This window comes from Halomonas sp. NyZ770 (genome assembly GCF_020616575.1).
GTDB classification, from domain to species: Bacteria; Pseudomonadota; Gammaproteobacteria; order Pseudomonadales; family Halomonadaceae; genus Vreelandella; species Vreelandella hamiltonii.
In genome coordinates this window covers 3,718,194-3,742,310 of the sequence record NZ_CP085143.1, presented here as the reverse complement: position 1 = coordinate 3,742,310, position 24,117 = coordinate 3,718,194, and the positions used below count along the sequence as shown (strand labels likewise).

Sequence of the window (24,117 nt, the reverse complement as noted above, 5' to 3'; positions counted from 1 at the left end):
ATGTTATTTTTGGGGCGGGCTGGAGGCTGTTCTCTATGTATCTGCCCAACCTCATCAAGGCCTTATCCCTCCCCAAACTGCACCACATGCTCAACAAAGCGGCGCACCTTGGCGAGCTCTCCCAGGTGTTCGGGGTAGACGAGGTAGTAGGCGTTGCGGCTGAGCAGTTGGTACGGCCATGCCAGGGCGAGCCGTTGGCTCTCCAGCTCTTCATCCACGGTAAAGTGGGGCACCAGTGCCACGCCGCCGCCTGCCATGGCGGTTCTGACCAGCATGGGGAAGGTTTCGAAACGGGTGCCGTGGTAGCTGCGCTCGGTCATGACGTGCTGGCTGGCAAACCAGTGGTGCCAGGCATCCGGGCGGGTCGAAAGGTGCAGCAGCGGGCGCTGGGTCAAATCGTCGAGTGAATGAATGGGGTGCTGGGCCAGCCAGGTCGGGGAGGCGACGGCGACCATGAGGTCGTCGGCCAGCTTGTGGCAGGCCAGGTTGGGCCAGCTGCCGTGCCCATACAAGAGGGCAATGTCGATATTCTCCTGCTCCAGGTCGAAATCCTCGACGCGGTCGTGAAACGCCAGGCTGATACCAGGATGCGCCGCCATGAACGAGGGCAGTTTGTTGGCCAGCCAGCGGCTGCCGAAGCTGGGCAGGGTGGCGATGTTGAGCACTTCGCTGTGGCCGCTGTACGTCATGATGGCTTGGGTGGACATCTCGATCTGGGTCAGCACCTTGCGTACATCGCTCAGGAAAATCGCCCCTTCAGGGGTCAGCAGCAGGCTGCGCCGTACCCGGCGGAACAGCTTGTGCTCCAGGGTGGTTTCCAGCTGTGCCACCTGTTTGCTGACCGCGCTCTGGGTCAGGTTCAGCTCATCGGCGGCCCGGGTGAAGCTCATGTGGCGGGCGGCCGCTTCGAAGCACTGCATGGCGGTGATGGAAGGAAGATTGCGCATGGTGAACGCGGGCACTCCTGGGCAAGCGTCACTCGGCGGAATGACGGTAAGGAATCCCACCCTACCAAAGGGCTCCCTTGGGCGCCATGCTGTTGGGTACCCGGTGCTCGCCGCTCTTTATAAAAGCCTTTAAGCATTCCTTTTTGGCATGCATTGAGTGCTTTTTTTCGTTTGTGGTTCGCTCCTTGAGTCGGTTTGATAGAGCGTAGCGCAAGCACGTGTCATAAAGAGGCCATGAGGCTGGCGACGCGTGCCGTTCTTTATCGACCCCAGAGAGCCACAACATGTCCTTTATCACTACTGATGCAATACGCGACCGTTTTTCCAAGGCGATGTCGGCCATGTATCAAGCGGAAGTGCCGCAGTACGGTGCGCTGCTGGAACTGGTCGAGCGGGTAAACCAGGAAACCCTTCAACAGCAGCCCGAGCTGCACCGCCGCCTGGAGGCGCAGGGCGAGATGGCCCGGCTGAGCGTTGAGCGCCACGGGGCGATCCGGGTGGGCACCGAGGCCGAGCTTGCCATGTTGCGCCGGTTGTTTGCGGTCATGGGCATGTACCCGGTGGGGTATTACGACCTCTCGGAGGCGGGCGTGCCGGTGCACTCTACGGCGTTTCGGCCCATCGAGGACGAGGCCCTCGCGCTGAACCCTTTCCGAGTCTTTACCTCTTTATTGCGCCTGGAGCTGATCGAGAGCGAGGCGCTGCGCCGTCGCGCCGAGGAGATTCTGGCCCAGCGGGATATCTTTACCCCCACGGTGCGGGCGCTCATCCAGCGCCACGAAACCCAGGGCGGGTTGAGCAGTGAAGAGGCCGACCAGTTCGTCAGCGAGGCGCTGGAAACCTTCCGCTGGCATCAGGAAGCGACCGTCGACCTGGAAACCTATCAGGCGCTGCACGACGAGCATCGCCTGATTGCTGATGTGGTGTGTTTCAAGGGGCCGCACATCAACCACCTGACGCCCAGAACCCTGGATATCGATGAAGCGCAGCGTCGTATGCCGAGCATGGGCATGAACCCCAAAGCCGTGATCGAAGGGCCGCCCCGTCGGGAGTGCCCCATGTTGCTGCGCCAAACCAGCTTTCGGGCGCTGGAGGAGTCGATTCGTTTCGCCGGAGAGGTCCAGGGCACGCATACGGCGCGCTTTGGTGAAATCGAGCAGCGCGGCATGGCGCTGACCCCCAAAGGGCGGGCGCTTTATGATGAGCTGCTGAACCAGGGGCGTGCCCAGACCGCTGGCCTGGACAATGACGCCCATCAGGCCATCATGGAGCGCGTGTTCGCCGCGTTTCCGGATCACCACGAGGCGATTCGCACCGAGCAGCTGGCCTACTTCCACTATCACCTGACCGACGCCGGGCGGGCAGCCAAGGGCCGCGCCGAGCACACCGACCTGGAAACGCTGCTGGCCCAGGGGTGGGTCGAGGCCCAGCCCATCACCTACGAAGATTTTCTACCCGTCAGTGCCGCCGGTATTTTCCAATCTAACCTGGGCGGCAGTGAAAACGGCGCCTACGCCGGTAACGCAAACCGCGACGCCTTCGAAGCCGCCCTGGGCGCCCCGGTGCAGGATGAGCTGGCGCTGTATGCCGAACGTGAACAGCGCTCGAAAGAGGCCGTGCTGGCGTGGCTGGGTGGGGAGGGCTGACAGGGAGAAGCTTATTCCAGGAAATAAATGAAAGGTTTAAAGATAGCTGGCTTTGTGCGCCTTTTTCTCGACGGCTTCGAGACGCTTGAAGTTCAATGCTAGGCACTGATCGTCGAGCGGATCAAACGCCCTTTTTCCTGCAGGAGCGGCAGGTGGTGTTTAAGCAGCGTCTCCATGTCGACTCTGGCCGCGTTGGTGCTGATATTGATGGCGCCCAGCAGCTTTCCATTCATATCAAATGCAGGGACGGCCAACGATCTCAAGCCTGGGTCCAGCTCCTGGTCAGAGATGGCATAGCCTTGCTGACGAACCTTGTTGATGCATTTTTTAAGGTACTCTTTATCGGTAATCGTTTTCTCAGTATGGCGCTCGAGTACAATTCTCGATAAATAGGCATCCAGAGCCGGTTCGGAGAGCTGAGCAAGTAGCACACGGCCCATGGAGGTGTGGGCCGCAGGCAGGCGTGTGCCCACAGAGAGCGAAATAGACATCAACCGATGGGGGGCTGCGGAGCGTGCGACATAAATCACCTCATCGCCATCCAGAATGCCTAGTGATGACGATTCCCCGCACTGCGCAGTAATATCCTCCAGATACTGCTGGATCACACTGCGATAATTGTTGGCAGAGAGAAAAGAGTAACCGAGCTGTAATACTTTGGGAGACAGCTCAAAGTAACGCTGCTGTTTTCTAACGTATCCCAGCGCATGGAGCGTCAGCAAGAATCGACGTGCTTTGGCGCGGTTCATGCCGGTGCGCGCAGCTACTTCGCTGAGGGTCATTCTGGGGTGTGAATCGTCAAACGCCATGATGACTTCCAGGCCGCTGGCCAGGGCGGTAACGAAGTCTCTGTCATCAGGCTGCAGGGCATCTGCCTGTAGAATATCTGCCATGTTGCATTCTCATTGGTGGATGCTTGGTCAGGCAACAATGTAGCATATTGTTCGAATGCCGAACAATTATTCCAGGCTCAGCAGTGCCTCTTCCAGTTGACTCAGGTCATTGATGACCACTGTATCTGAGGGGAAAGGGGATTGGTGGGGCTCTGCAGCCACGCCAATGAATCGCGTGCCATTGGAGCGAGCCGCGCGGTAGTCATTGTAAGAGTCGCCAATCATGACGGTGTGCTTTGCGGCATGGCCTTGTCTGACGAGCAGTTGCCCCCAACCAGTGGCTTTATCAGGCGGTGCCCCCACCGTCTCAATAAAGAATTGCACAAGCTGCCCGCCGAGTTGGTAGAGGCATGCCATTGGATCTTTGACGCGGTGTACGTGCCCGCCGTCACCGAGTTTGTTGCGGCGGCGAAGCAGGTCGGTGCTGCGGTGGTGAGCGGTGTCAGCCTGTTCGTCTTTCAAGGCGTCGACGCCTTCAAGTTTTTTTGTGAAGATGACGCCAAACGCGAGGCAGCAGCGCAGCAATCGGCCACGCTATTTGCCCACTATCGCCGCCAATTGCTGAAGGAGAATGATGCATGAGCCAGGCTAAAGTGCTTGTCCTGCATGGGCCCAACCTGAATTTGCTGGGCACCCGGCAGCCGGAAATCTACGGCTACGAGACGCTGGAAGACGTTAATAACGCGCTGCGTGAAAAAGCCGTGATGGCGGGATGGACGCTGGACTGCCTGCAGAGCAATCACGAGGGCGCCCTGATCGATGCCATCCACGCTGCACGTCTCGATGGCACCCAGGCGATCATTATCAATCCTGCCGCTTACACCCATACCTCTGTGGCTATCCTGGATGCCTTGAATGCCTTCGAGGGCACGGTGATTGAAGTGCACATTTCCAATGTGCACAAGCGTGAACGCTTTCGCCACCACTCCTATGTCTCGCTGCGGGCCGATGGTGTGATTGCCGGGCTGGGTACCCAAGGCTACCAGGCGGCCCTGGACGCGGTGATGAAAGCCGCCGACCAGTAACACTCGCGGGAGCCATATCGCGCTTTGATGACGAGCCGCTTCCTGCAAGGGCGGCTCTGACCTTCACGAAGAGCAATTCATTGGCACTCTCAAAAAGCCAGCCAGGGGGTAAGGCTGACCAGCCAGAGAATGAGGCTAAGGGTAAAAAAAGGAAGCCACCGTGGCTACCAGCATGGCCGCAGTGCTGCCCCCCCTAGGCACTGCCTGAAAAGTCGGCGATCGAAGAACAGACAAGGCGAAAATCGGTGAAAAAACGGAGTTTACACGCTGTAAATGAGTACTTTGATCCGATTTTTAAGGAAACGCTGCATAAATCCCGTCGGAGCTGCCTCATAGCCACCGACGAGGTAAAATCTGACCTGTCGTCCAACACCCGCTGACAGAGCCACTCCGATGAAACAGATCTCATTCGCCCAGGCTGAGCACCAGAACAAGAAGAAGGTCACCCGCCGCGAGCGGTTTCTTGCCAGGATGGAGAAGCTGGTGCCGTGGCAACGGCTGATCGCAGCACTGTCGCCGTCCTACTTCCCGAATTCAGTGGGCAAGCGAGGCCGACCACCCATTGGCCTGGAGCGCATGCTACGCATCTACTTTCTGCAGCAGTGGTATGCCCTGGCCGATGAAGCGCTGGAGGATGCCATCTACGACAGCCAGGCGATGCGTGACTTCATCGGTATCGATCTGGCCATTGAGAGTGTGCCGGACGCGACCACGCTGCTGCGCTTCCGTCACCTGCTGGAGCAGCATGCCCTGACCCAGCGGATCTTCGAGGAAATCAACGCCCACCTGGCCGAGCAGGGCCTGTTCATGCGCGAGGGCACCATCGTCGACGCGACCATTGTGGCGGCGGCCCCCTCCACCAGGAACAAGGCCAAGCAGCGCGATCCGGAGATGAAGCAGACCCGGAAGGGCAAGCAGTATTACTTCGGCATGAAGGCCCATATCGGTGTCGATGCGGTCACCGGACTGACCCACAGTGTCGCCGCCACGTCGGCCAACGTCGCCGATGTCACCATGGCCGGCGCTCTGGTCCGGGAGGATGACAAGCGGGTATACGGCGACGCGGGCTACACCGGCATGTGGAAGTACCTGGACGAAGAGTAAGGATGCCCCGGACTCCCGCTGCTGTGTTGCCGCCAAGCGCGGCCCCATCAAGAAGATGGAAGACAGTCCCATGAAAGCGCTGCTGCTGGCGATCGAGAAGGCCAAGGCCAGCAGCAGCGCCAAGGTCGAGCACCCGTTTCATGTCATCAAGAACCTCTTCGGCTACCGGAAGGTGCGCTACAAGGGGCTGGCCAGGAACCAGGCGCAGCTGTTCACCCTGTTCGCCCTCGGCAATTTGGTGCTGGCTGGACGATGCCAGGGCCATGCTGACGGGGCCAGTGTGTCTTGAATCTGGCCTGGCAGCCGGATAACCCGGCTGCCAGGGTAAAAAGGCCACCTTCCGTGGCCAGAAAGTGACCGTTGACGGCGGTGAATGTGTCGCCCTGAGCGCTTCAGTCGCTCAGAGACGAATTGATCAGCGGTTCCATAAGTGATGTCACCACACCAGACCTGATTGGGCTGGTCTGGTGTAAATTTGCGGCCAAGATGATTCGCAATATCAGGCCGCTCAACCGTCGCCTGCTTGTAAGCATGAGGGCCTGGCTGCTTGCAGATCAACCCCATTTCGCTCATCAAACGCCGAACCTTGAAGCGGCCGATGGTGATGCCTTCTTCGCTGAGCAGCCTCTTGACTGAGCGGCTGCCCGCTGAGCAGCGACTCTTTTTGAAAAGGCGGCTTACCTGAGCTTTTAAGGCCAGACGCTCAACATCCACACGGTGCCGCCGCTGGCGGTACTCGTAGTAACTGGAGCGGCTAATATCAAACGCGTTACAGACCATTTCAACAGGCATTTGCTCACTCAACTGGTCTATCAGCGCGTACGATTCATGTCGTCCGACATCAAGAGAGCGGTAGCCTTTTTTAGTATCTCTTTCTCCATTTCAAGCCGTTTGCAACGGGCTTCCAGTTCCTGAATCCGGCGCTGCTCGGGGGTTAAGGCTTTGCCCTTTGGGGTGATGCCTTCACGTTCATCTTTCAGCTGTTGTACCCAGCGTCGTAGAGCTGTCTCACCCACACCGAGCGACCGGCATGCTTCGAGAGTGGTGTAGCCTTGGTCCAACACCAGGCAAGCTGCTTCCTGCTTGAATTCAGGAGAAAAAGTACGTCGTTTCTTGGTCATCAGACACCTCGCTTCTGGTGGCAATATTACCACCTACGTTGGTGTCCGGTTTTATTGAACCACTACAGTCGTGCCTGGCGGCGTCGGAAGCGAACAGCAGGCACTCAGGGGGGTACGGTCAGGTGACCACCAGGAGCCGACCGGAAGGAAAGGCGGGAGTCGGAGTCGTTCATAGTACCGAGGAAGGCGGGGAACCGGCTCGACGGGACCCGTTGGAGGGAAGGGGCGATCAATCATCAGAACCGCAAGAGGGAAACATGGCAGGTGCACAGGAACCTGAGGTCATGTCCACGAAACAATTGCGGATAGCAGCGCTGGCAGAACGCTTCCCGCAGCGTGCCTTCACGTCACTGGCGCACTATATCGATGCCCAGTGGCTGAAGACGGCCTACCTGATGACGCGCCATGACGGTGCGCTCGGGATTGATGGCCAGACGGCGGACGACTTCGTGCGCAACTTCGAGGCCAACATCCAGCGGTTGCTGGAGGAAGCCAGGCACGGTCGCTACAAGGCACCGCCGGTACGGCGCGTCCATATTCCCAAGGGAGATGGTCGCACCACGCGGCCGATCGGCATCCCCACCTTCGAAGACAAGGTCCTGCAGCGTGTTGTGGTGGCTTTTCTGGAACCCCTCTACGAGCATGACTTTCTGGATTGCTCATATGGTTTCCGGCCGGGCCGCTCAGCGCATCAGGCCGTCAAGGCGGTGTGGGAAGGGCTATCGTCGATGAGAGGTGGCTGGGTCATTGACCTGGACATCAAAGCCTTCTTCGACACGATCGACCATCAGCACCTGCGAGACTTTCTGCAGCAACGAGTGAAGGACGGTGTGGTCCTCCGCCTGATCGGCAAGTGGCTCAAGGCCGGGGTATTGGAAGCCGGACAATGGCAGAAAGGGGAGATGGGAAGTCCACAAGGGGGTGTGGTATCCCCGTTGCTGGCGAATATCTACCTGCACTATGTGCTGGACGAGTGGTTCGAGAAGGGCGTCAAGCCACGACTTCAAGGGCGAGCATTCCAGGTGCGGTTTGCCGATGATGCTGTCCTGGCGTTCAATACAGAAGCCGACGCCCGCAAGGTGCTGGAGGTGCTGCCCAAGCGTTTCGCCCGCTACGGACTCACCCTGCACCCGACCAGGACCCGGTTGGTGCGGTTCCGGCCGCAATCGGGGCAGCGCGCTGAGACCTTCGACTTCCTGGGCTTTACCCACTATTGGGGAAAGTCACGTCGCGGACGCCTGATTATCAAGCGTAAGACGGCGAAGGACAGGTTTCGGCGAGGACTCAAGCGGATTGCTCTTTGGTGTCGCTGGAGTCGACACCTGCCGACCCGAGAGCAGCACAGGCTGCTGAGGCGGAAAGTACAGGGGCACTACGCCTACTACGGCATCAGGGGGCAACATTCGATCCCTCCAGCTGTTTCTCTACCGAGTGCGGCTGGTGTGGGTGAAGTGGCTGAGACGCCGATCCCAACGAGCGTACTTCTCGTGGGCAAAAGCGGACCAGCTGTTTCAGCTGCTGCCCCTACCTGCTGCGCGGATCATGCAGCAGTGCTGAGCCTTCAGTGAAACTGGTGATTGAGGAGCCGAGTGCGCTAATCGTGCATGCTCGGATCTGTGGGGGGCCGGGTCGAGCAATCGCCCGGTCTACCCGACTAAGTCCACGCACCAATGGCAAGGCAGAGCGGTTCATCCAGACGGTGCTACGTGAGTGGGCCTACGCTCGCTCCTACGGCAGCTCGGAAGAACGAGGCAGGCACCTGCCTGCCTGGCTTCATCAGTACAACTGGCATCGGCCGCATGCCAGACTGGACTATCACCCTCCGGTTAGCCGGCTTGGCCTTTCCGTGAACAACCTGATGGGTTTACACAGCTAGGTGCAGCTGGAGGGAGGGGCTACGTGAGCATCGCGGTGTCCGATCCACGAGGATGCGACTTTAGTTTGTTTGACATGGCCGATCGAGGCGCTATGGTTAGGCATGTAAGTTAGATATCTAAATTTATCGGCGAGAGCTGCTCATGTAGCTCACTACCCTTGAAAACGGAGACCGTGCCTTATGCTGACACAAGAAGAGAACGACCTGCTGTGCCGTGTTGAAGGTGATGCGCCCATGGGGCAGATTATGCGTCGTCACTGGCTGCCTGCTTGCCTATCCGAGGAAATCGAGGAGCCGGACGGTGATCCGGTGCGGGTTCGGCTGCTCGGTGAGGATCTGGTGGCTTTCCGCGATACCGAAGGGCGCGTAGGGGTGCTGGACGAGATGTGCCCGCATCGGCGCGCGTCGTTGGTGCTGGGTCGTAACGAGGAGTGTGGTCTTCGCTGCCTGTACCATGGCTGGAAGATGGATGTCGAGGGCAATGTCCTGGAGATGGCTTCCGAACCACCCGAATCGAAGATGACCGAGAAGGTCAAGCACAAGGCGTACCCCACCCATGAGGCGGCTGGTTTTGTCTGGGTCTATATGGGGCCTCCCGAGGAGCAGCCGGAGTTCATGCCGCCAGTGTTCCAGCCGACGCCGGAAACCAAGGTGTCCATCTCTAAGGTGATTGTCGATTGCAACTGGGCCCAGATCCTCGAGGGCGCCATCGACTCGGCCCACTCCTCGAGCCTGCATTCCACCGACATGGTGCCGGCCCGCAAGGATGGTGCCGAGGCCACCGACAAGCTCTGGCTACGCCCGTCCACGGACAAAGCACCGCGTCTGCAGGTGCAGCCCACGCCATTCGGTTTTCGCTATGCCGCGATACGTCGTCCGATCAAGGACGCCAAGACGCATGATTACGTGCGCACCACGCTGTTCATCGCCCCCTACACCGTACAGATTCCACCCAACAACCTCTACGATATCGCGATCCTGCACGTGCCGATCGATGACACCCATACAGCGTTCCACTTCATCGCATGGGGCGACGCGAGTACCACGCCTGATACAGAGTCCTGGCGTAAGTTCCTCGGCACGCAGATCGGGATCGATGTCGACGAGCACTTCCGCAAGTTCCGCACCCGCGAAAACAACTATTGGCAGGATCGCCGCATCATGCAACTCGGTACAAGTTTCACCGGGATCAAGGGCATCCCCAATCAGGACATCGCGATGTGGGAAACCATGGGCCCGATTGCTGATCGTACCCATGATCGTCTCGGTGCGAGTGACCTGGCGATCGTCGAATTCCGTCGCCAGATGGTGCAGGCTGCCAAGACCATGCAGCAAGGAGGGCCAGCCATTGGCACTAAGGAGCCGCGGATTCCGCATTATAAGCTCAAGTCCTTCCAGGGTATCGTACCCAAAGAAGAGGATTGGCGTCAATTGGGTACCGCTCCGGAAGAGGCAGAGTATTACGTAGAAGAATGAGTTCATGACACCCGCTCAGCGGTACGGTCATAACTTTGCGTGGGAGGCGTGCTCGCCTCCCAGCATGGCGACTCTCTGATCACAACACAGGAACCCTGATGAACAAGCTCGAACTTTCCATTGCGGTGGGTAATTATGACCGCATGCGCCCCTTGATCGACGGTGAGGTACAGATCGATGGTGTGGACCCGGTGTTCATGCTGCATGATCCGGAAGAGATCTTCTTTCGTGCCTTCCGACATGCCGACTTCGACATCACCGAGTTGTCGCTAAGCAGTTACACGGTGAAGACGGCGGCGGGGAGTTGCCCCTATATCGGCGTGCCGGTGTTCCCCTCACGCGCCTTCCGCCATACCTCGATCTATATTCGTACCGATCGCGGCATCGAATCGCCGGCCGACCTGCGGGGCAAGCGCATTGGAGTCCCCGAGTATCAGTTGACTGCCAATGTCTGGGCCCGTTTGTTCCTCGAGGAGGATCATGGCCTCCAGCCCCGTGATGTGACCTGGATGCGTGGCGGTTACGAGGAGCCAGGCCGGGTCGAGAAAATCAACCTCGATCTCCCCGAAGGAGTTAGAGTGGAGAATATTCCCGAAGGGGAAACGCTCTCAGGTATGCTGGCCTCCGGCGAGTTGGATGCGGTAATGGGGCCTCGAGCGCCGTCCTGTTTCATGCAGGGGCATCCTCATGTGGGGTACCTCTACCGTGATCCTCAACAGGCAGCCTCGGACTGGTATCGGCGAACCGGCATCTTCCCCATCATGCATCTGCTGGGTATTCGTAAGACGCTTGTAGAGCGCCATCCCTGGCTACCGTTCTCCGTCTACAAAGCATTCGAGCAATCCAAGGCTAACGCACTGGCGAAGCTCAGTGATACCTCAGCAACCAAGGTGACACTTCCGTTCGTCGAGGACCAGCTCCAAGCCGCTCGGCGCCTGATGGGTGAGGATTTCTGGTCCTATGGATTTTCTCCCAATCGACAAACGCTGGAGAGGTTTCTTGAGCAACACCATGCGGAGGGACTTTCCCGGCGGCTCATGAAGCCGGAGGAACTGTTCCATCCCGCCACGCTGGAAAGCTTCAAGATCTAAAATCCGTTTATACGAAGATTGTTTTCGTTGCACAGCGACATATTTAAAAAAACAAGCAATTCCCTGTGGAAACAATGACGACACCAGTACAAAAGGTAAGCAAATGAAAAAAACAATCAAGAAGTCTTTGATGGCTATGGCCCTTGTTGCTCCTGGGCTGATGATGAATGTCGCTTCAGCTCAAAGCTATAACATGACTGTCTCTGGCGCATCCCCAGGTGGACTGTGGTCGTTACTCGGTGCGGGTCTAGACAGTGCCCTGAAAGAAAACTTTCCGGGCTCGACTGTTACTTACCAAACATCAGGCGGAGGTGTTGCCAACGTTGCTATCCTGCAGCGCGATGATGCAAACCTTGCCATTATTGAGGATTCTGTATTGCAACTGGCTCGTGATGGTGAATCACCGTTTCGTGAGCCAGTAAATGACGACATCAGAGTGCTTGCTTATCTCTATACTTGGTCTCCTATGCAAGCTGTCATAAGGGAGTCTGTCGCTGAGAGGTATGGGATTAAAAGCTTTGAGGATATTTCTGAAGTCGAGGCGCCACTTACCATAGCCATAAATAGGCGAGGAAATATCGCATCTAATGTTGCCGAAGTCATGTTGGAAACCATTGGGGCTGGGCCGGATGAACTCAAGAGCTGGGGAGGTGATATCATCTATGCAGCATCAGGTGAGCAGACTAGCCTGATCCAGGATCGCCGGATTGATATGTTCTTGAACAGCCTTTTCGTCGGGCAGGCTTCCATCATGCAGGCTGCGTCAAGCGTTGATTTGAAACTGTTGTCACTGGCTGATGAAACTATCAATACTGTAGCGGAGAGGACCGGCACTAACCCATTCGTTATCCCTGGTGGCGCTTATGAATGGGCGCCAGGCGACACCCAGACTGTGACGGTTAGTGCTGCCTTGGCTGTGCGAAGCGACATGGATGAGGAAATGGCATATGATTTAACAAAAGCATTTTATGAAAACTATGAAAAGATTGCTCGTGTTCACTCTGCAATGAGACCTTTGACACCGGAAATCATGGCTTCTGTTGAAGTTGTGCCGTATCATGATGGCGCCGCACGTTATCTAAGCGAAGCAGGGTTACGATAAATTATTAAAATAATGATTCACCCAAGAGGCTTAATTATGAGTCATGTCTTATTTCTGCTAACGGGGACCGGCTCCAGGAGGAACCTGACAGGGATGTTGGGTATGGCAGTGCATGGATGCGCTGCCCTTGTGGCGCTAGCGGTCATTTATACGACGACTATCACATACATTGATCTTTATGTCATGATGGTCGTCTTTCTATCCGCTATGTTGGCTCTTTTGTTTATCAATGTTAGTGCTGGGCCCAAGGGGCGACAGGATCGCCCCAGCCTGATCGACTGGTGCTTTGTCGTAGCCAGCATCATCGTCGGTGCCTATTTCTTTATGGAAAGCCAGAGGATAGCCGAGCGGATCACCCTATTCGATCCACTGGAGACGCCGGACTTGCTAGCGGCTAGTGTGCTTTTGGCGCTGACTATTGAAGCGACTCGTCGCACCGTGGGTTTTGGTCTTACCAGTGTAGTGTTGGTCTTTGTCGCCTACAATCTTTGGGGTCACTCCCTCCCGGGTGCATTTGGCTTCAGGGAGGTCAGCTACAATCACTTCCTTGATATTATGATGTTTACCTCGGATGGATTGTTCGGGGTGCCGCTTAGGGTGGCGGCGACTTATGCCTTCCTGTTCGTGATGTTCGGAACCTTTCTGTCAAAAGCGGGTGGGGCCGAGTTTTTCTATAATTTGTCGTCGGCTATTGCTGGCAGAAAGCCTGGAGGCCCGGCTAAGATCGCCGTCATTTCATCTGGCCTTTATGGTACCATGTCAGGTAGTCCTACCTCCGATGTGGTCACAACGGGCTCCGTTACCATCCCTATCATGCAGCGTCTTGGATACAGCAAGCCGCTATCGGGCAGTGTTGAAGTAGCTGCATCAACGGGGGGAAGCCTTTTGCCTCCAGTGATGGGGTCAGCAGCATTTATCATGGCGGAATATACTGGAATCGAATATCGCGATATCGTAATTGCCGGCATTGTTCCGGCGCTACTTTATTTCCTTTGCGTTTATTTTCAGGTGCATTTGCGGTCACAGAAACTCGGCCTGAGAGGGCTCTCGGAGGATGAAACGCCGCGCCTCCAAGAAACGCTTAAGAACGGCGGCTTGTTTATTCTTCCATTGGTAACCTTGTCAGTGGCTCTGGTGATGGGTTACTCTCCGACTTATGTGGCGGTGATTGCTACTGTCTCGGTTCTACTTGTATCTGCAATTCGACCTTCGACTCGGATGAGTCTCAAAGCGATCTGGGACGCCTTGGCTGTTACCACGCTGCGTATGGTGTCCGTCGTGGCAGCCTGCGCGGCGGCTGGACTGGTGATAGGCGGAATTTCCATGACAGGGCTGGGAGGAAAATTTGCCGAACTCGTCTTTATGTTCGCTGGTGATAGCGCGTTTATTGCGCTGATCATTTCTGCCATGATCGCTATCATTCTGGGAATGGGAATGCCGACACCCTCAGCCTTCATCTTGGCGGCTGTACTGGTCGGGCCCACTCTGCTGAGCATGGATTTAAGTGTCCTCCAGGCGAACATGTTCATCCTGTATTTTGCCGTGCTCTCAGCCATGACGCCACCAGTTGCCGTAGCGGCATTCGCTGCCTCGGCGATCGCCGATGCCAAGCCCCTGGAAATTGCTACTGGGGCAGTGAGGCTGGCCATTACGGCCTTCATCGTGCCGTTTGCATTCGTGCATGGTGAGGGCTTGCTGCTGGAAGGTAGCTGGATAGACATCGCCATTTCTTGCATTTCTGCAGTGGTGGGCGTGCTATTGCTTAGTGTCGCGGTAGAAGGCTTCTGGCGCCAGAAGCTGACTAAGGTTCTTCCGAGAGTTGGCTTTGGCCTGGCCGGTCTGCTTTTTATCATGCCAAGTTGGTGGGCTATAGTGATCGCCACCATATGTGTTGCCTTGGCCATAATGGCAACACCTCACCTACGACTACATAAAAAAAGGGTGGCCGTATGATGATGTAAAGTTCGCTTTTGGGTTTATCGGCTCATGGAGACAGGGTTTCAATATTCACCCTGTCTCTTTTTATGTGAGGTCAAAATGACGAGTTCGCAAGCCATCCCTATCTTGTTTTCTTTAGCGTCGTCGCTGATGTTTGCTGTCACATTTATTCTCGTCAAGATGGCTGGCAAGAGCGCATCATCCCTTGCTGCCTTATGGGTAACCCTCACCACCAACGTGGTATTTCTCTGGGCATGGAGTTTGCTGAGGGAGAAAGGTAGTATTTCGCCTTCAGAGGAGTGGAAATATTTCGCGCTCGCTGGTATGTTTGCACCTTTGCTTGGGCGGCTTTTTCAGTTTCAGGGCATGGCCAGGTTGGGTGCTAATATCACCACCCCTATTACATTGACACATCCGGTTTTCACTGTATTACTGGCAGCTATTTTCCTGGGTGAAATACTGGATGTGCAAATCTTTTTCGGAATTATACTGGTGCTCGCTGGAAGTATGCTTCTTGGCTTACAGAGCGGGCAGGGCTCCATGAGTTGTGCTATAGCTCCGAAATCATATCTTTTGTTTCCATTGGCTGCATCACTAGCTTACGGTGTATCAGTCTTGTTCAGAAAGATCGGTATTGATATTGGCACGGACGCAGTCACTGCAGCAGCGGTAACAACATCCACTTCTTGGCTGTTGTTTGCTCTCTATCTGGTGATTTACAGGCCTGCTGGTGCATTCGGGTGTAGGCCTGCAGAACTTTTAATATTTATAGTCGCTGGTGTTTTTTCTAGCCTTGGTCCTGTGCTTCTGTATATGGCGCTACAAGTAGGTAGGGTTTCCATTGTCGCCCCCTTGGCCTCGACGACCCCTTTTTTTGTGTTGCTTATTACAGGGCTGTTCATGCGAAACGAAGAGGTCTTCAATAGGTGGGTTGTACTCGGTACCATTTTTACCGTTTTAGGTGTTGGCTTGATACTGTATTTTGGGGTATCTTGAATAAATAAACTTCATAGATGAGCGTGAAACATGTATCAACTGGATAGGAAAAAACTTCATACTGACATGCGGCGGAGCGTTGCTGCTGCATTAATGGAAGATATTGGTAGCGGAGACGTCACTGCTAAATTAGTGCCAGCTGATTGCATTGGCAAGGCTGCCATTACAGTAAAGGAGCAAGCTGTAGTTTGTGGTGCTGACTGGGTTGATGAGGTTTTTAATCAAATTGACCCGCAGGTAAGTGTCAACTGGAGCGTCATGGATGGTGACCGGGTAGAGGATGGTCAACAGATCTGCCAAATTATTGGAAATGCTAGATCGCTTCTGGCAGGGGAGCGAACGGCACTCAACTATCTGCAGACTCTCTCGGGCACAGCAACTCGTAGCTGGTTTTATTATAAATTGATCGAGGGGACATCGGTTAAGCTTCTGGATACCAGGAAGACGCTGCCAGGATTACGTTTAGCTCAGAAATATGCGGTGGGTTGCGGAGGCTGCCATAGTCACCGCATGGGCTTGTACGATGCGTATCTTATCAAGGAGAATCATATTGCAGCTTGTGGGGGTATCGCGATGGCGATAGACGAAGCAAGGCGTCTGGCGCCCGACAAGCCGATCGAAATAGAAGTCGAGAACCTGGAGGAATTTGAGCAAGCACTCGAGGCGAGGCCCGATATTATCATGTTGGATAACTTTGGGATAGAGGACATGCGTACGGCAGTCCGCTTAGCAGCAGGGCGCGTGGTGCTTGAGGCCTCTGGAGGCATCACGGAGGCCGCCTTGATCGATATCGCAAGGACAGGAGTGGACTACATCTCCCTTGGCACCCTGACCAAGGACCTCAAGGCGATCGATCTGTCGATGCATCTATCGATGTGAAAGGAAAGGGCGAGAGGCCTACGGGACTGCCGACGTCACTCGAATATCAAGCATGGTGTCGGCAGTTGGAGGTATCTCCGATGTACCAAGGCCTCAAACTCCTCCAAGGTAGGCTTGAGCCTGGCGTGCCCGCATTTTCCAAAGTTGCCAGGGCCTTTCCACCTGCCCCTCGGTCGTCTCCCTGGCTGAGCGTGCCTCCTCGAGGGTAAGGTACTCGATGGGGCCAAGTCGCAGTGCATCAGCTTGAAGCCGTGCATTCACTTCGACATAGATGGCTCGGTAGACCGCTTGCTTCAAGGTTGGCCCGGCGACCGTCGCGCCATGCCCACGCATCAGTACGACATTGTCGTTTCCCAGGGAGTCGGCAAGTGAAGCCCCCAGCGAACGATCCCGGATCAGCAGGTCAGTCGCCGTGCCTGCTGTGTCCCGGATCTCGAAGATCGGCGCACCAGCACCCAAGAAGCCGCTCATATGGCACATTGGCCGCAAAGGAGTTGACTTGACGGCACTGAAGGGGACGACGGAAGGAGAATGGCTATGTACAACCGCCATGACATCCGGTCGTGCACGGTAGATCTCTCCATGAATGAAGCGCTCAAGATAGACGGGCCGGCCATCGGCATCGATGGGGGTGCCATCGAGATCGAATGTCAGGATATCGTCCAACGTGACGAGCCCGGGTGCCATGTTCCGCGCCAGCAGAAACCGTTCGGTATTTTCCGGGTGCCGGATGCTGACATGTCCGAAGGCATCGAGTACGCCTTCATTAAAAAGGATATGGTTAGCATCTACGAGGTCCCTCAATAGATCTTCTGTGCTTTGGGTGGCCGTAACTGAGGTCGAATTATTGGTATTCATCGCTATTCCATAGGGTGGTGAGTGTGTAAGTGGTCGTGATCAGAAATTATTCGTTAGCCTCGGCCAGGTTGCTGATGATCTTGAGCAAGGTGCGCCGCGTCACTCGGAGATCTTCACATTCGACACCTTGCACGGCAATATCATTGACTTCCTCAGCAAGTGGGATCAGGGTTTTCTTGAGATTACGCCCTTTTTCCGTAAGATAGATATGTATGTTCTTGCGGTTACCATTGAGTTGTCGGCGTTCGATCAGGCCTTTGGCCTCCATTGCTTTCAGGGCGGTAAAGGTCGTGGGCTCCATCAGTCCAGCCTGTTCACTGAGCTCGCGTTGCGTCAATCCTTCCGTTACCCAGAGGATGCGCAGAAACGACCAGTGACCGAAGCTTACCGAGTGCTCTGCCAAGCGTGTCTGTAGGCTCTTTGTCAGAACTCGGCCTGCATCGCGTATCAAGTGGGCCAGGCGATCGTCCGGTACATCCTCTTGCCAATGACGAAGAACCGTTTGCGTTTCCCGATTGTTGGTACGGGGCATCGTGACGTCCTCCAAGAAAGCAATATTGCCCTATTCCAACGTTTTATTATAACACACCAGTTCAGTCATGCCTGCTGGTGAGATAGCGTGACTTCATGTCCATGTCGTGCGGATTCAAGCAGTGCCAAACAGACTTCCATCGTGGCCATGCCCCATTCGCCGGTGTGAATGGGGGGGCGGTCATGGCGTATGGCACCTATCAGTTCATCCAGGACTTCACGCCTCGGGATCTCCGGTGACGGCAATGTTTCCAGATAGCGGCGAGTATGAGCATAGACCTGTACCCCGTGCGGTAGGGGACGAAGGTCGGCACCATCGCAGGAAACGAGGATGAAGCCAAAATGATTGTGTGCCGAGTCTTGTGGTTGGCTATTGGCCAGGGACAGGCCGGCGCCATAGGTGCGCGTATTCTTGAGAGCGGCCTCCTCTTCGGGGCCTTGAATCTTCGCCAGCTTCGCCCTGGCAGTGCCGTACTGGTCGGGATCTCGCGGCTGGCCTAGTTCGCCTGACCATCCGCAGAGTTCATCGCTATCGAAATGCGCGAATCCGCTGTAGGTCATGTTGGCAAAGACACCGTTATTGAAGGTGAGTAGCGCACTATAGGCGCCTTCCGTGGGGCGTGCAGGATCCCAGCCTCCAGTGGCGGCCCGCACGCTCTTGACATTCCCGCCGCCGAGCAGGCGCACGATATCGACCTGATGAGCAGCCTGGCTGAACACCACACCGCCACCCTGCGAGGTATCCAGCTCTTCCGGACGGCGGGGGCGATAGAGGAAGTCGGTGTAGTTGAGTGCGCTGATCATGCGCACCGCGCCGAAGTCTTGGCTGTCGATCATCTCGCGAGTGCGTAGATAGGGCGCATCAAAGCTATGGCTGTGTCCGACGACCAGCCAGCGCCCGGCACGGCGCATGGCATCGATCATGGCCTGGCAATCCTCAAGGGAGAGTGCCATCGGCTTCTCGACCAATACATGCTTGCCATGTGTCGCCGCCAGTTCGACATGCTCGCGATGAAATTGGTGGGGAGTAGCGACATATACCGCTTCCACGTCAGGATCGGCGCACAGGTCGCTGACCTCGGCATAGGTTCTCGCGTCGAAATCGGCTCTAAACTGCCGACGAGCCTCCTCTCGCGGATCGGCCGCAGCCACTAAGCGAATACCAGGATGGGCCGCGAGGGTAGGCAAGAGCAGCATGAAGCCACGTCCTAGACCGGCAATGCCGAGTTTCAAGCGGGGTACTGGCATCGTGAGCACTCCGTGGTTAAGCAACAGATTATTCCGTTAGGTCGATGATCAGTTCCTTCGAGCGTGCACGTGACACACAGACCATGATGTGGTCCTGTCTCTCGGCTTCTGACAAAACCAGATCACGATGCTCGGCCTCGCCTTCCAGTAGCCGTGTTCGACAGGAGCCGCAGGTGCCACTTTCGCAGGAATAGGGCACATGATGGCCGTTCACTCTCAATGCCTCGAGGATCGATACGCCTGCCGGCACCGGAATCGCCTCACCGGTCTTGTGGAGGCGTACGGTGAAGGGGGTGTCCTCTGTTGTGCTGGCCGATTGGCTCCCGCCGAAGTCCTCGAAGTGCACGCTGGAGGGTGTCCAATGACCGGTCATGTCGCGAACCGCCTCCATCAGTCCCCGGGGGCCGCAACAGTAGATGTGGGCTCCCTTGGGCTGCTCAAGGACTGGCCACAGGTCATAGGAATTATCGGGATCGCCATGATCATGATGGATCACCACCTTGCCTCGGTACTCGGGGGCGCTGAGTTCCTCAAGAAAGGCGGTTTGCGACGGCTCGCGCGTCAAATAATAGAGCTTGAAGGGTTTCCCCCCCGTTGCCTGCAGGTGATGAATCATCGAGAGAATCGGGGTGATGCCGATTCCGCCGGCGATGAAGATGTAGCGAGCGGGGTTGCCTGTCAGCTCGAAGTCGTTGCGCGGCGCCGATACCTTCAGGCGATCGCCCACACGGGTTTCGTCAACCAGGCTCCTCGATCCGCCGGTGCCTTCCTCCTCGCGCTTGACCGCAATGACATACCGATCCTGCTCGTCGGGATCGTTGCACAGCGAGTAATGTCTCACCTGGCCGCTGGGAGTTTCGATGCACACATGAGCGCCAGGTGTGAATTCGGGAAGATCGTCGCCATTGGGATCAACGAGCTCTATGCGGTAGATACCATCTGCGATCGCGTCCAGTGCGGAGACGAGCAGTTCGCTCATGGGGAGTTCGTTGGAGGGGCTGGCCATTGGATACCCACCTTTCTTGTCATGTGGCTGAATATACTTCTAAATCTAAGCATTTTCCTGGCGACAATGCAAGGCATGGGGTTGCGACTTTGGTCGTATAGGGTGGGTGCCGCCTGTTGTGGCTCGGTACGCTGTCAACCTGACTGTGGAGAGGGCTGGCATGGCCGGGAGGAGATGGAGGCGAGGAGGGCGTAGGTCCGCTGGGTTGTGTGCCGCCGGTCCAGTATGTCAACGAAGTATAAATCCCGTGTTGAGCGTGGGTTGCTGTCAATGGCTATCTGAGGAGAGGTCACCGGGTTGAAGTCGTCGGTTATTCCTTGAGAGAGAAAATGACCTGTGTCAAAGAAAATATCTCGTGTCGCCCTATGATAGTTAGATGTGAAAGCATTTTGCAGCGTGCGTTTTTTTGCACTGATTTACCAACCTGGAGGATGGGACATCATGAATATCCGTATCGATTGTTTGGTGGCTGGCATGCAAAGGGTTTCGGATTTTTTCTATAAAAGTTCTCTCTCGAAAGTGGTCCTCGATATACAGGAGGGATCTACTGAAACCTATCGGAAGCTGATTCAGGATGCTGGCTTCGAACTTGAAGCCGATTTCGAGCAAGAAGTGGCGAGGCAGCTGAGCAGTGGTGGCCGCTGGGGTTTGATACCAGCCGAAACGCTGATGCCGGTGATGATGAGTCGGTTTGGGGTGTCGAGGAATGACTTTTCAAACACAGAGCCGTCTCAGCTTGAAGCCTTGGAAGAAGCTTGCAATAACTGTCCGGTAGTTGGTATCTGCTGGAAGTCCATGCGTTCAGGAGCTTCTGTCGCGGAGGCTCGAAATTTCTGTCCCAGTACCAAATTTTTTGAAAGGTTAGGTAAGGTCCTGATTCCGTGAAGTCAGCGCCGACACTTCCCCTATCACCGCCAGCGAGCACTTTTTGACCTCCGATTCCGTCTCAACCGCTGAACGCATACCGGGGAGGGCCAACCATGGCGACGCCGACCGGCGAGAGCAGCCCATTTTGACATGCATTTCTACCCGCCGGACACGGTGATACTGGCTGCCGGTATCCGTCAGCCCTCTGCGTGGTGCCTTTGTCCGACAGGCAATCAGCATGGCGTTCCTTGCGGATAGCGCAGTCGGCTCCGCAGCGTCTTGAGCACCGTCATGCGCCCGATATCCTGCCCGAAGTCGAGGACGATCTAGCGCGCCTTGTGAATCACGAGCGCCGCACGGTGCACCAACTCTTGTAGCACGGTGCGCAGCCGGCGCCGCTTGGCCGGGTGGCGAACCGGGCTCAGCTCGCCGGTCATGCCCAGCTGTCCCATCAGGCGCAGGATGTTGTAGGCCAACTGGGCGAGATGCAGGATCAGATCGTTGGTGGCGAACTTGCCGGACGGCAAGCGCTCCAGGTCGAGATCGGTCTTGATCTCGCTGTGAAACTGCTCATGGGTGGCATGCGCCTGGTAGCGCTTGATCACCGCCTCCGGCGCCTCGTCCAGGCTGGTCCACCAGCCTTCCAACTCATAGTCCGGTTCGAGCAGCAACTGGCCATCGCGATCGGCGGTGCGCTCTACCAGGCGCATCACGCGTTGGACGACGTATTCGGTCTTGTTGTCGTCGTGGATCGAGACGGTCTGCGGCCACAGCGCCTGGCGCTTGCCAGGACGCAGCTCTTCCCAGTAGTCCGCCGCCACCGCCAGCCAGGTATCTCGATCAGCCGTGGCCGAGCCCCGCGGGTTCCATTTGACGACATAGTCGAGCCGGCGCCCCTCGTCGGCAAAGACCTGGCGTTGCTGTTCGAGAAGCGCCAGGTGCGCCTGGCTGTCGAAGCCGCTGTCCTCGCGTAACAGGATCGGTTGCCTGGTCAGGCATTGGGCGCGAGGCAGTACCCGCTCCAGGAAGACGTTGCTCTCCTTCATGGTGTGCTGCTTGCCAGGCCGCAGTTCCAGACCCAGGCACCACCCTTCGTTGCCCAGATAGGCGGCGATCGGGGTGTAGCCATCGACCTTCTGGTAGGTCCGCGAGACGCCTTCCTTCTTCGAGTTGCTGTTGTCCATGACGAAGGTGTCGATGTCCAGGCAGACGTGCGTCGTCTCGGCGGTGATCGGTGCTTCGATCAGTGACAGCAGGGTCGTGGACCAGGTGGCGGTGCGCGCCTGCAGGTCGTTGGCGGCAAGTTTCTCCAGCCGCTGTCGCAGCGTCGCCGCGCTCGGCACCTTCTGCAGGGTCAGCAGTTGTTGGAAGGGCTTGTCGCGGCGGAAGTTCTCGACAGCGTCATAGTCGCTCATGCCCAGACACAGCAGGCCCAGGTAGCTCTTGATCACGTCACTGGTGCGCATGCCCAGCGTGGTGGGGAAGCGGCTGTCGATGCTGTCGACGCCAGCGATCTCGAAGCATTGCCCGATGATGGACAGCCCGGCGTGGCTGGTGAGGGTGCGGCGACTGGCGCGGAACTTTATGTTGGGCATGGCACTGTCTGGGTGAATGGCGATATCCGCTATATTGCCATGCGGATCAGTTGGTTAGAAACATTTCTGGGGGCTGGTCTCACGGATTCAGGATTTATTGTACCGCCTGGCGCACCGGCACTCGGCTCAGGTGGTTGTTCTCGTCGGCCAGGGTCTGCAGCAGCCGGCACAGGGTGTCGCGCTCATCCGCCTCCAGAGGGGCAAGGATCTCTTCCTGCACCTCGGCGACGGAGGGTTCGGCGGCGTGGCGCAGGCGCTCCCCTTCCCTAGTCAGGGTCACCAGCATGGCGCGGCGATCCTCGGGGTTACGCTGGCGAGTCACTAGGCCACGCTCTTCCAGCTTGCGGACCACCACGGCCACGGTGTTGCGGTCCAGGGCCGTATGGCCGCCCAGGGTGATCTGGTCGATGGAGCTATGCTCCTCCAGCGCACAGAGGATGATGTACTGCAGCTGAGTCAGCTGATGGATCTCGCACTTGCGCAGGAAGATCGCCACGCTGATCTGATGGCAGCGCCGGAGCAGGTTGCCGGGAAACTGGCTGGCTTCCGAGAAGGGGGCTGCGGTCATGGTCAGGTTCTACTCGAGGGTGGACAGGGCGCTAACTTAGCAGAGTCAGGGAGTTCGGGCACCCGCCGGGCCAGGCCGGCGGGTGGCATCAGCGGAAGACGCTGACCAGCCAAGGGTTGAAGATGGTCACCAGGATCACCAGGCAGGCCGCCAGCACGAAGGGCATGATCCATCTGGTGATGCGCGGCAGACTGACATCGCTGATCGCCGAGGCGACGTAGAGGCCGGCGCCCACCGGCGGCGTCAGCAGCCCCAGGCTCAGGGTCATGCAGGTGACGATGCCGAAGTGGATGGGGTCGATGCCGTAGCTCTGCTGGGCCACCGGCAGCAGGATCGGTACCAGGATGATCAGGGCGGCGATGCCGTCGAGCACCATGCCCACCACGATCAGCATCACGAAGACCAGCAGCATGAAGACCAGCGGGCTCTCGGTGGCACCCTGCATCAGCCCCGCCACCTGCTGGGGAATCTGGTTGTAGACCAGCACCCAGCCGAAGGCCTTGGCCGCGGCGATCAGGAACAGCACGATGGCGGTGTTGCGCGCCGTCCGCTGGAGCACCCCGGGGAGCTGCCCCCACTTCAGCTCGCGGAACACCAGGCCGCCGATGATCAGCGCCATCAGGGTCGCCGCCGCCGCCGACTCGGTGGGAGTGACGACGCCGAAGGCGATGCCGCCGACGATGACCACAGGGATGGCTAGGGTCAGCAGGGCGCCCCGGGTGGCACCCCACAGCGGGATCCGCTGCTTGTTGCCGGTGTCCCGCCTCTTCGCCCGCCCGGCCATCAGCGCGATCAGGCCGCTGATCAGCAGGAAGAGCACCAGGCCGGGAAGGATACCGCCCAGGAACATAGCCCCGATCGAGACCTGGGCGATCACGCCGTAGATGATGAAGACCATGGAGGGCGGGATGATCGGTCCCAGCAGGCCGCTGCCTGCGGTGAGGGCGGCGGCGAAGCCCTTGTCGTAGCCATCGCGCTCCATCTCCGGGGTCATGACCCGGCTCATGATGGCGATCTGCGCCGTGGCCGAGCCCATGATGGAGGCCAGCATCAGGTTCGAGGTGAGGGAGACATAGGCGATGCTGTGGGGGATCCAAGCGAACCAGGCGCGAGCCGCGAGGATGATCCGGCGGGTAATGCCCCCCTCGTTCATGATCTCCCCCAGAAGAATGAAGAGCGGGATCGCCAGCAGGTCGAACACCTCCAGGGAGCCGAAGATCACCTGGGGCAGGTTGTCGAGCAGGCGGTAGTTGCCGGAGGTGAAGATGAAGGTGAAGGTCGAGGCCAGCAGCACGAAGGCGATGGGCATGCCGAGCAGCATGAAGAGCAGAAAGGCGGCCAGGGTCACGG

At 57.3% G+C, this 24,117-nt stretch carries 21 protein-coding genes and 3 pseudogenes; 13 read left to right on the top strand and 11 right to left on the bottom strand.

Translation table 11 applies throughout. The features are described from left to right. Positions 1-62: 62 nt before the first annotated feature. Entirely contained in the window at positions 63-947 is an 885-nt protein-coding gene (locus LG409_RS17230) for a LysR substrate-binding domain-containing protein (RefSeq protein WP_096921921.1), read from the bottom strand. A 284-nt stretch (positions 948-1,231) separates the two neighbouring features. Here LG409_RS17230 and hglS point away from each other — a divergent pair, with 284 nt between their 5' ends. Continuing rightward, complete coding sequence (hglS, locus tag LG409_RS17225; protein WP_227407245.1) at positions 1,232-2,593, top strand: 2-oxoadipate dioxygenase/decarboxylase HglS; 1,362 nt, start codon at positions 1,232-1,234, stop codon at positions 2,591-2,593. Positions 2,594-2,691: 98 nt separating this feature from the next. Here hglS and LG409_RS17220 read toward each other — a convergent pair whose 3' ends face one another. Both LG409_RS17220 and LG409_RS18670 read right to left on the bottom strand, forming a co-directional pair. Beyond that, the gene (locus tag LG409_RS17220; RefSeq protein WP_016915329.1) at positions 2,692-3,486 is read right to left on the bottom strand and encodes an IclR family transcriptional regulator domain-containing protein; all 795 of its coding nucleotides are present in this window, start codon (positions 3,484-3,486) and stop codon (positions 2,692-2,694) included. 66 nt (positions 3,487-3,552) lie between these two features. Next, complete coding sequence (locus tag LG409_RS18670) at positions 3,553-3,711, bottom strand: hypothetical protein (RefSeq protein ID WP_264477625.1); 159 nt, start codon at positions 3,709-3,711, stop codon at positions 3,553-3,555. A gap of 18 nt (positions 3,712-3,729) precedes the next feature. On the opposite strand from LG409_RS18670, the gene LG409_RS17210 reads away from it, so the two are divergent. The 3 genes from LG409_RS17210 (at position 3,730) to LG409_RS17200 (ending at position 5,904) form a co-directional block, all read left to right on the top strand. Further along, positions 3,730-4,068 (top strand): hypothetical protein, encoded by a 339-nt coding sequence (locus tag LG409_RS17210; RefSeq protein WP_227408147.1) that lies wholly within the window; start codon positions 3,730-3,732, stop codon positions 4,066-4,068. Further along, positions 4,065-4,511 (top strand): type II 3-dehydroquinate dehydratase, encoded by a 447-nt coding sequence (gene aroQ, locus LG409_RS17205; protein WP_227407243.1) that lies wholly within the window; start codon positions 4,065-4,067, stop codon positions 4,509-4,511. Before LG409_RS17210 ends, aroQ begins: the two co-directional genes overlap by 4 nt. Positions 4,512-4,904: 393 nt before the next feature. Beyond that, positions 4,905-5,904 (top strand): IS5 family transposase gene (locus LG409_RS17200; RefSeq protein ID WP_227407242.1). Its coding sequence is split into 2 segments (ribosomal slippage): positions 4,905-5,612 and positions 5,614-5,904, totalling 999 coding nucleotides; the frame shifts between segments, so codons are not numbered across the junction. 137 nt (positions 5,905-6,041) lie between these two features. Here LG409_RS17200 and LG409_RS17195 read toward each other — a convergent pair. Next, positions 6,042-6,736: pseudogene (locus LG409_RS17195) on the bottom strand (IS3 family transposase); the annotation flags it as partial. A 257-nt stretch (positions 6,737-6,993) separates the two neighbouring features. Between LG409_RS17195 and ltrA the strand changes: the two are divergent. From ltrA to nadC, 8 genes and pseudogenes are all read left to right on the top strand, one after another. Further along, positions 6,994-8,304: a group II intron reverse transcriptase/maturase gene (ltrA, locus tag LG409_RS17190; protein WP_227407241.1), complete on the top strand. Its 1,311-nt coding sequence runs from the start codon at positions 6,994-6,996 to the stop codon at positions 8,302-8,304. Positions 8,305-8,378: 74 nt separating this feature from the next. Next, positions 8,379-8,612, top strand: a pseudogene (locus LG409_RS17185) (integrase core domain-containing protein); the annotation flags it as partial. A 180-nt stretch (positions 8,613-8,792) separates the two neighbouring features. Next, positions 8,793-10,088, top strand: a complete 1,296-nt coding sequence (locus LG409_RS17180) for a Rieske 2Fe-2S domain-containing protein (protein ID WP_227407240.1) — start codon at positions 8,793-8,795, stop codon at positions 10,086-10,088. A gap of 98 nt (positions 10,089-10,186) precedes the next feature. After that, positions 10,187-11,179: an ABC transporter substrate-binding protein gene (locus tag LG409_RS17175; protein WP_227407239.1), complete on the top strand. Its 993-nt coding sequence runs from the start codon at positions 10,187-10,189 to the stop codon at positions 11,177-11,179. A gap of 103 nt (positions 11,180-11,282) precedes the next feature. Next, on the top strand, positions 11,283-12,281 hold the full coding sequence (locus LG409_RS17170; RefSeq protein WP_227407238.1) for a TAXI family TRAP transporter solute-binding subunit: 999 nt from the start codon (positions 11,283-11,285) through the stop codon (positions 12,279-12,281). A gap of 102 nt (positions 12,282-12,383) precedes the next feature. Beyond that, entirely contained in the window at positions 12,384-14,234 is a 1,851-nt protein-coding gene (locus LG409_RS17165; protein WP_227407237.1) for a TRAP transporter permease, read from the top strand. 84 nt (positions 14,235-14,318) lie between these two features. Further along, on the top strand, positions 14,319-15,215 hold the full coding sequence (locus LG409_RS17160) for a DMT family transporter (RefSeq protein ID WP_227407236.1): 897 nt from the start codon (positions 14,319-14,321) through the stop codon (positions 15,213-15,215). 30 nt (positions 15,216-15,245) lie between these two features. Continuing rightward, positions 15,246-16,094 carry a carboxylating nicotinate-nucleotide diphosphorylase gene (gene nadC, locus LG409_RS17155; RefSeq protein WP_227407235.1) on the top strand — a complete coding sequence of 283 codons (849 nt, stop codon included), beginning with the start codon at positions 15,246-15,248 and terminating at the stop codon, positions 16,092-16,094. Positions 16,095-16,187: 93 nt separating this feature from the next. Here the strand turns inward: nadC and LG409_RS17150 are convergent, their stop codons facing one another. The 4 genes from LG409_RS17150 to LG409_RS17135 form a co-directional block, all read right to left on the bottom strand. Then, a complete protein-coding gene (locus LG409_RS17150; RefSeq protein ID WP_227407234.1) occupies positions 16,188-16,952 on the bottom strand; it encodes a class II aldolase/adducin family protein in 765 nt (254 codons plus the stop codon). A gap of 46 nt (positions 16,953-16,998) precedes the next feature. After that, positions 16,999-17,484: a MarR family winged helix-turn-helix transcriptional regulator gene (locus LG409_RS17145; protein ID WP_086508639.1), complete on the bottom strand. Its 486-nt coding sequence runs from the start codon at positions 17,482-17,484 to the stop codon at positions 16,999-17,001. A gap of 65 nt (positions 17,485-17,549) precedes the next feature. Next, positions 17,550-18,731 (bottom strand): Gfo/Idh/MocA family oxidoreductase, encoded by a 1,182-nt coding sequence (locus tag LG409_RS17140; protein WP_227407233.1) that lies wholly within the window; start codon positions 18,729-18,731, stop codon positions 17,550-17,552. 28 nt (positions 18,732-18,759) lie between these two features. Next, positions 18,760-19,710, bottom strand: a complete 951-nt coding sequence (locus LG409_RS17135; protein ID WP_227407232.1) for a PDR/VanB family oxidoreductase — start codon at positions 19,708-19,710, stop codon at positions 18,760-18,762. Between the two features lie 468 nt (positions 19,711-20,178). Between LG409_RS17135 and LG409_RS17130 the strand changes: the two genes are divergently transcribed. Then, positions 20,179-20,622, top strand: a complete 444-nt coding sequence (locus LG409_RS17130; RefSeq protein ID WP_227407231.1) for a hypothetical protein — start codon at positions 20,179-20,181, stop codon at positions 20,620-20,622. Between the two features lie 215 nt (positions 20,623-20,837). On the opposite strand, the pseudogene LG409_RS17125 reads toward LG409_RS17130, so the two are convergent. The 3 genes and pseudogenes from LG409_RS17125 to LG409_RS17115 form a co-directional block, all read right to left on the bottom strand. After that, a pseudogene (locus LG409_RS17125) lies at positions 20,838-22,199 on the bottom strand (IS1380 family transposase). Between the two features lie 94 nt (positions 22,200-22,293). Continuing rightward, entirely contained in the window at positions 22,294-22,767 is a 474-nt protein-coding gene (locus LG409_RS17120; protein WP_227407230.1) for a MarR family winged helix-turn-helix transcriptional regulator, read from the bottom strand. An 88-nt stretch (positions 22,768-22,855) separates the two neighbouring features. Next, on the bottom strand, positions 22,856-24,115 hold the full coding sequence (locus tag LG409_RS17115) for a TRAP transporter large permease (protein ID WP_227407229.1): 1,260 nt from the start codon (positions 24,113-24,115) through the stop codon (positions 22,856-22,858). Positions 24,116-24,117: the final 2 nt, after the last annotated feature.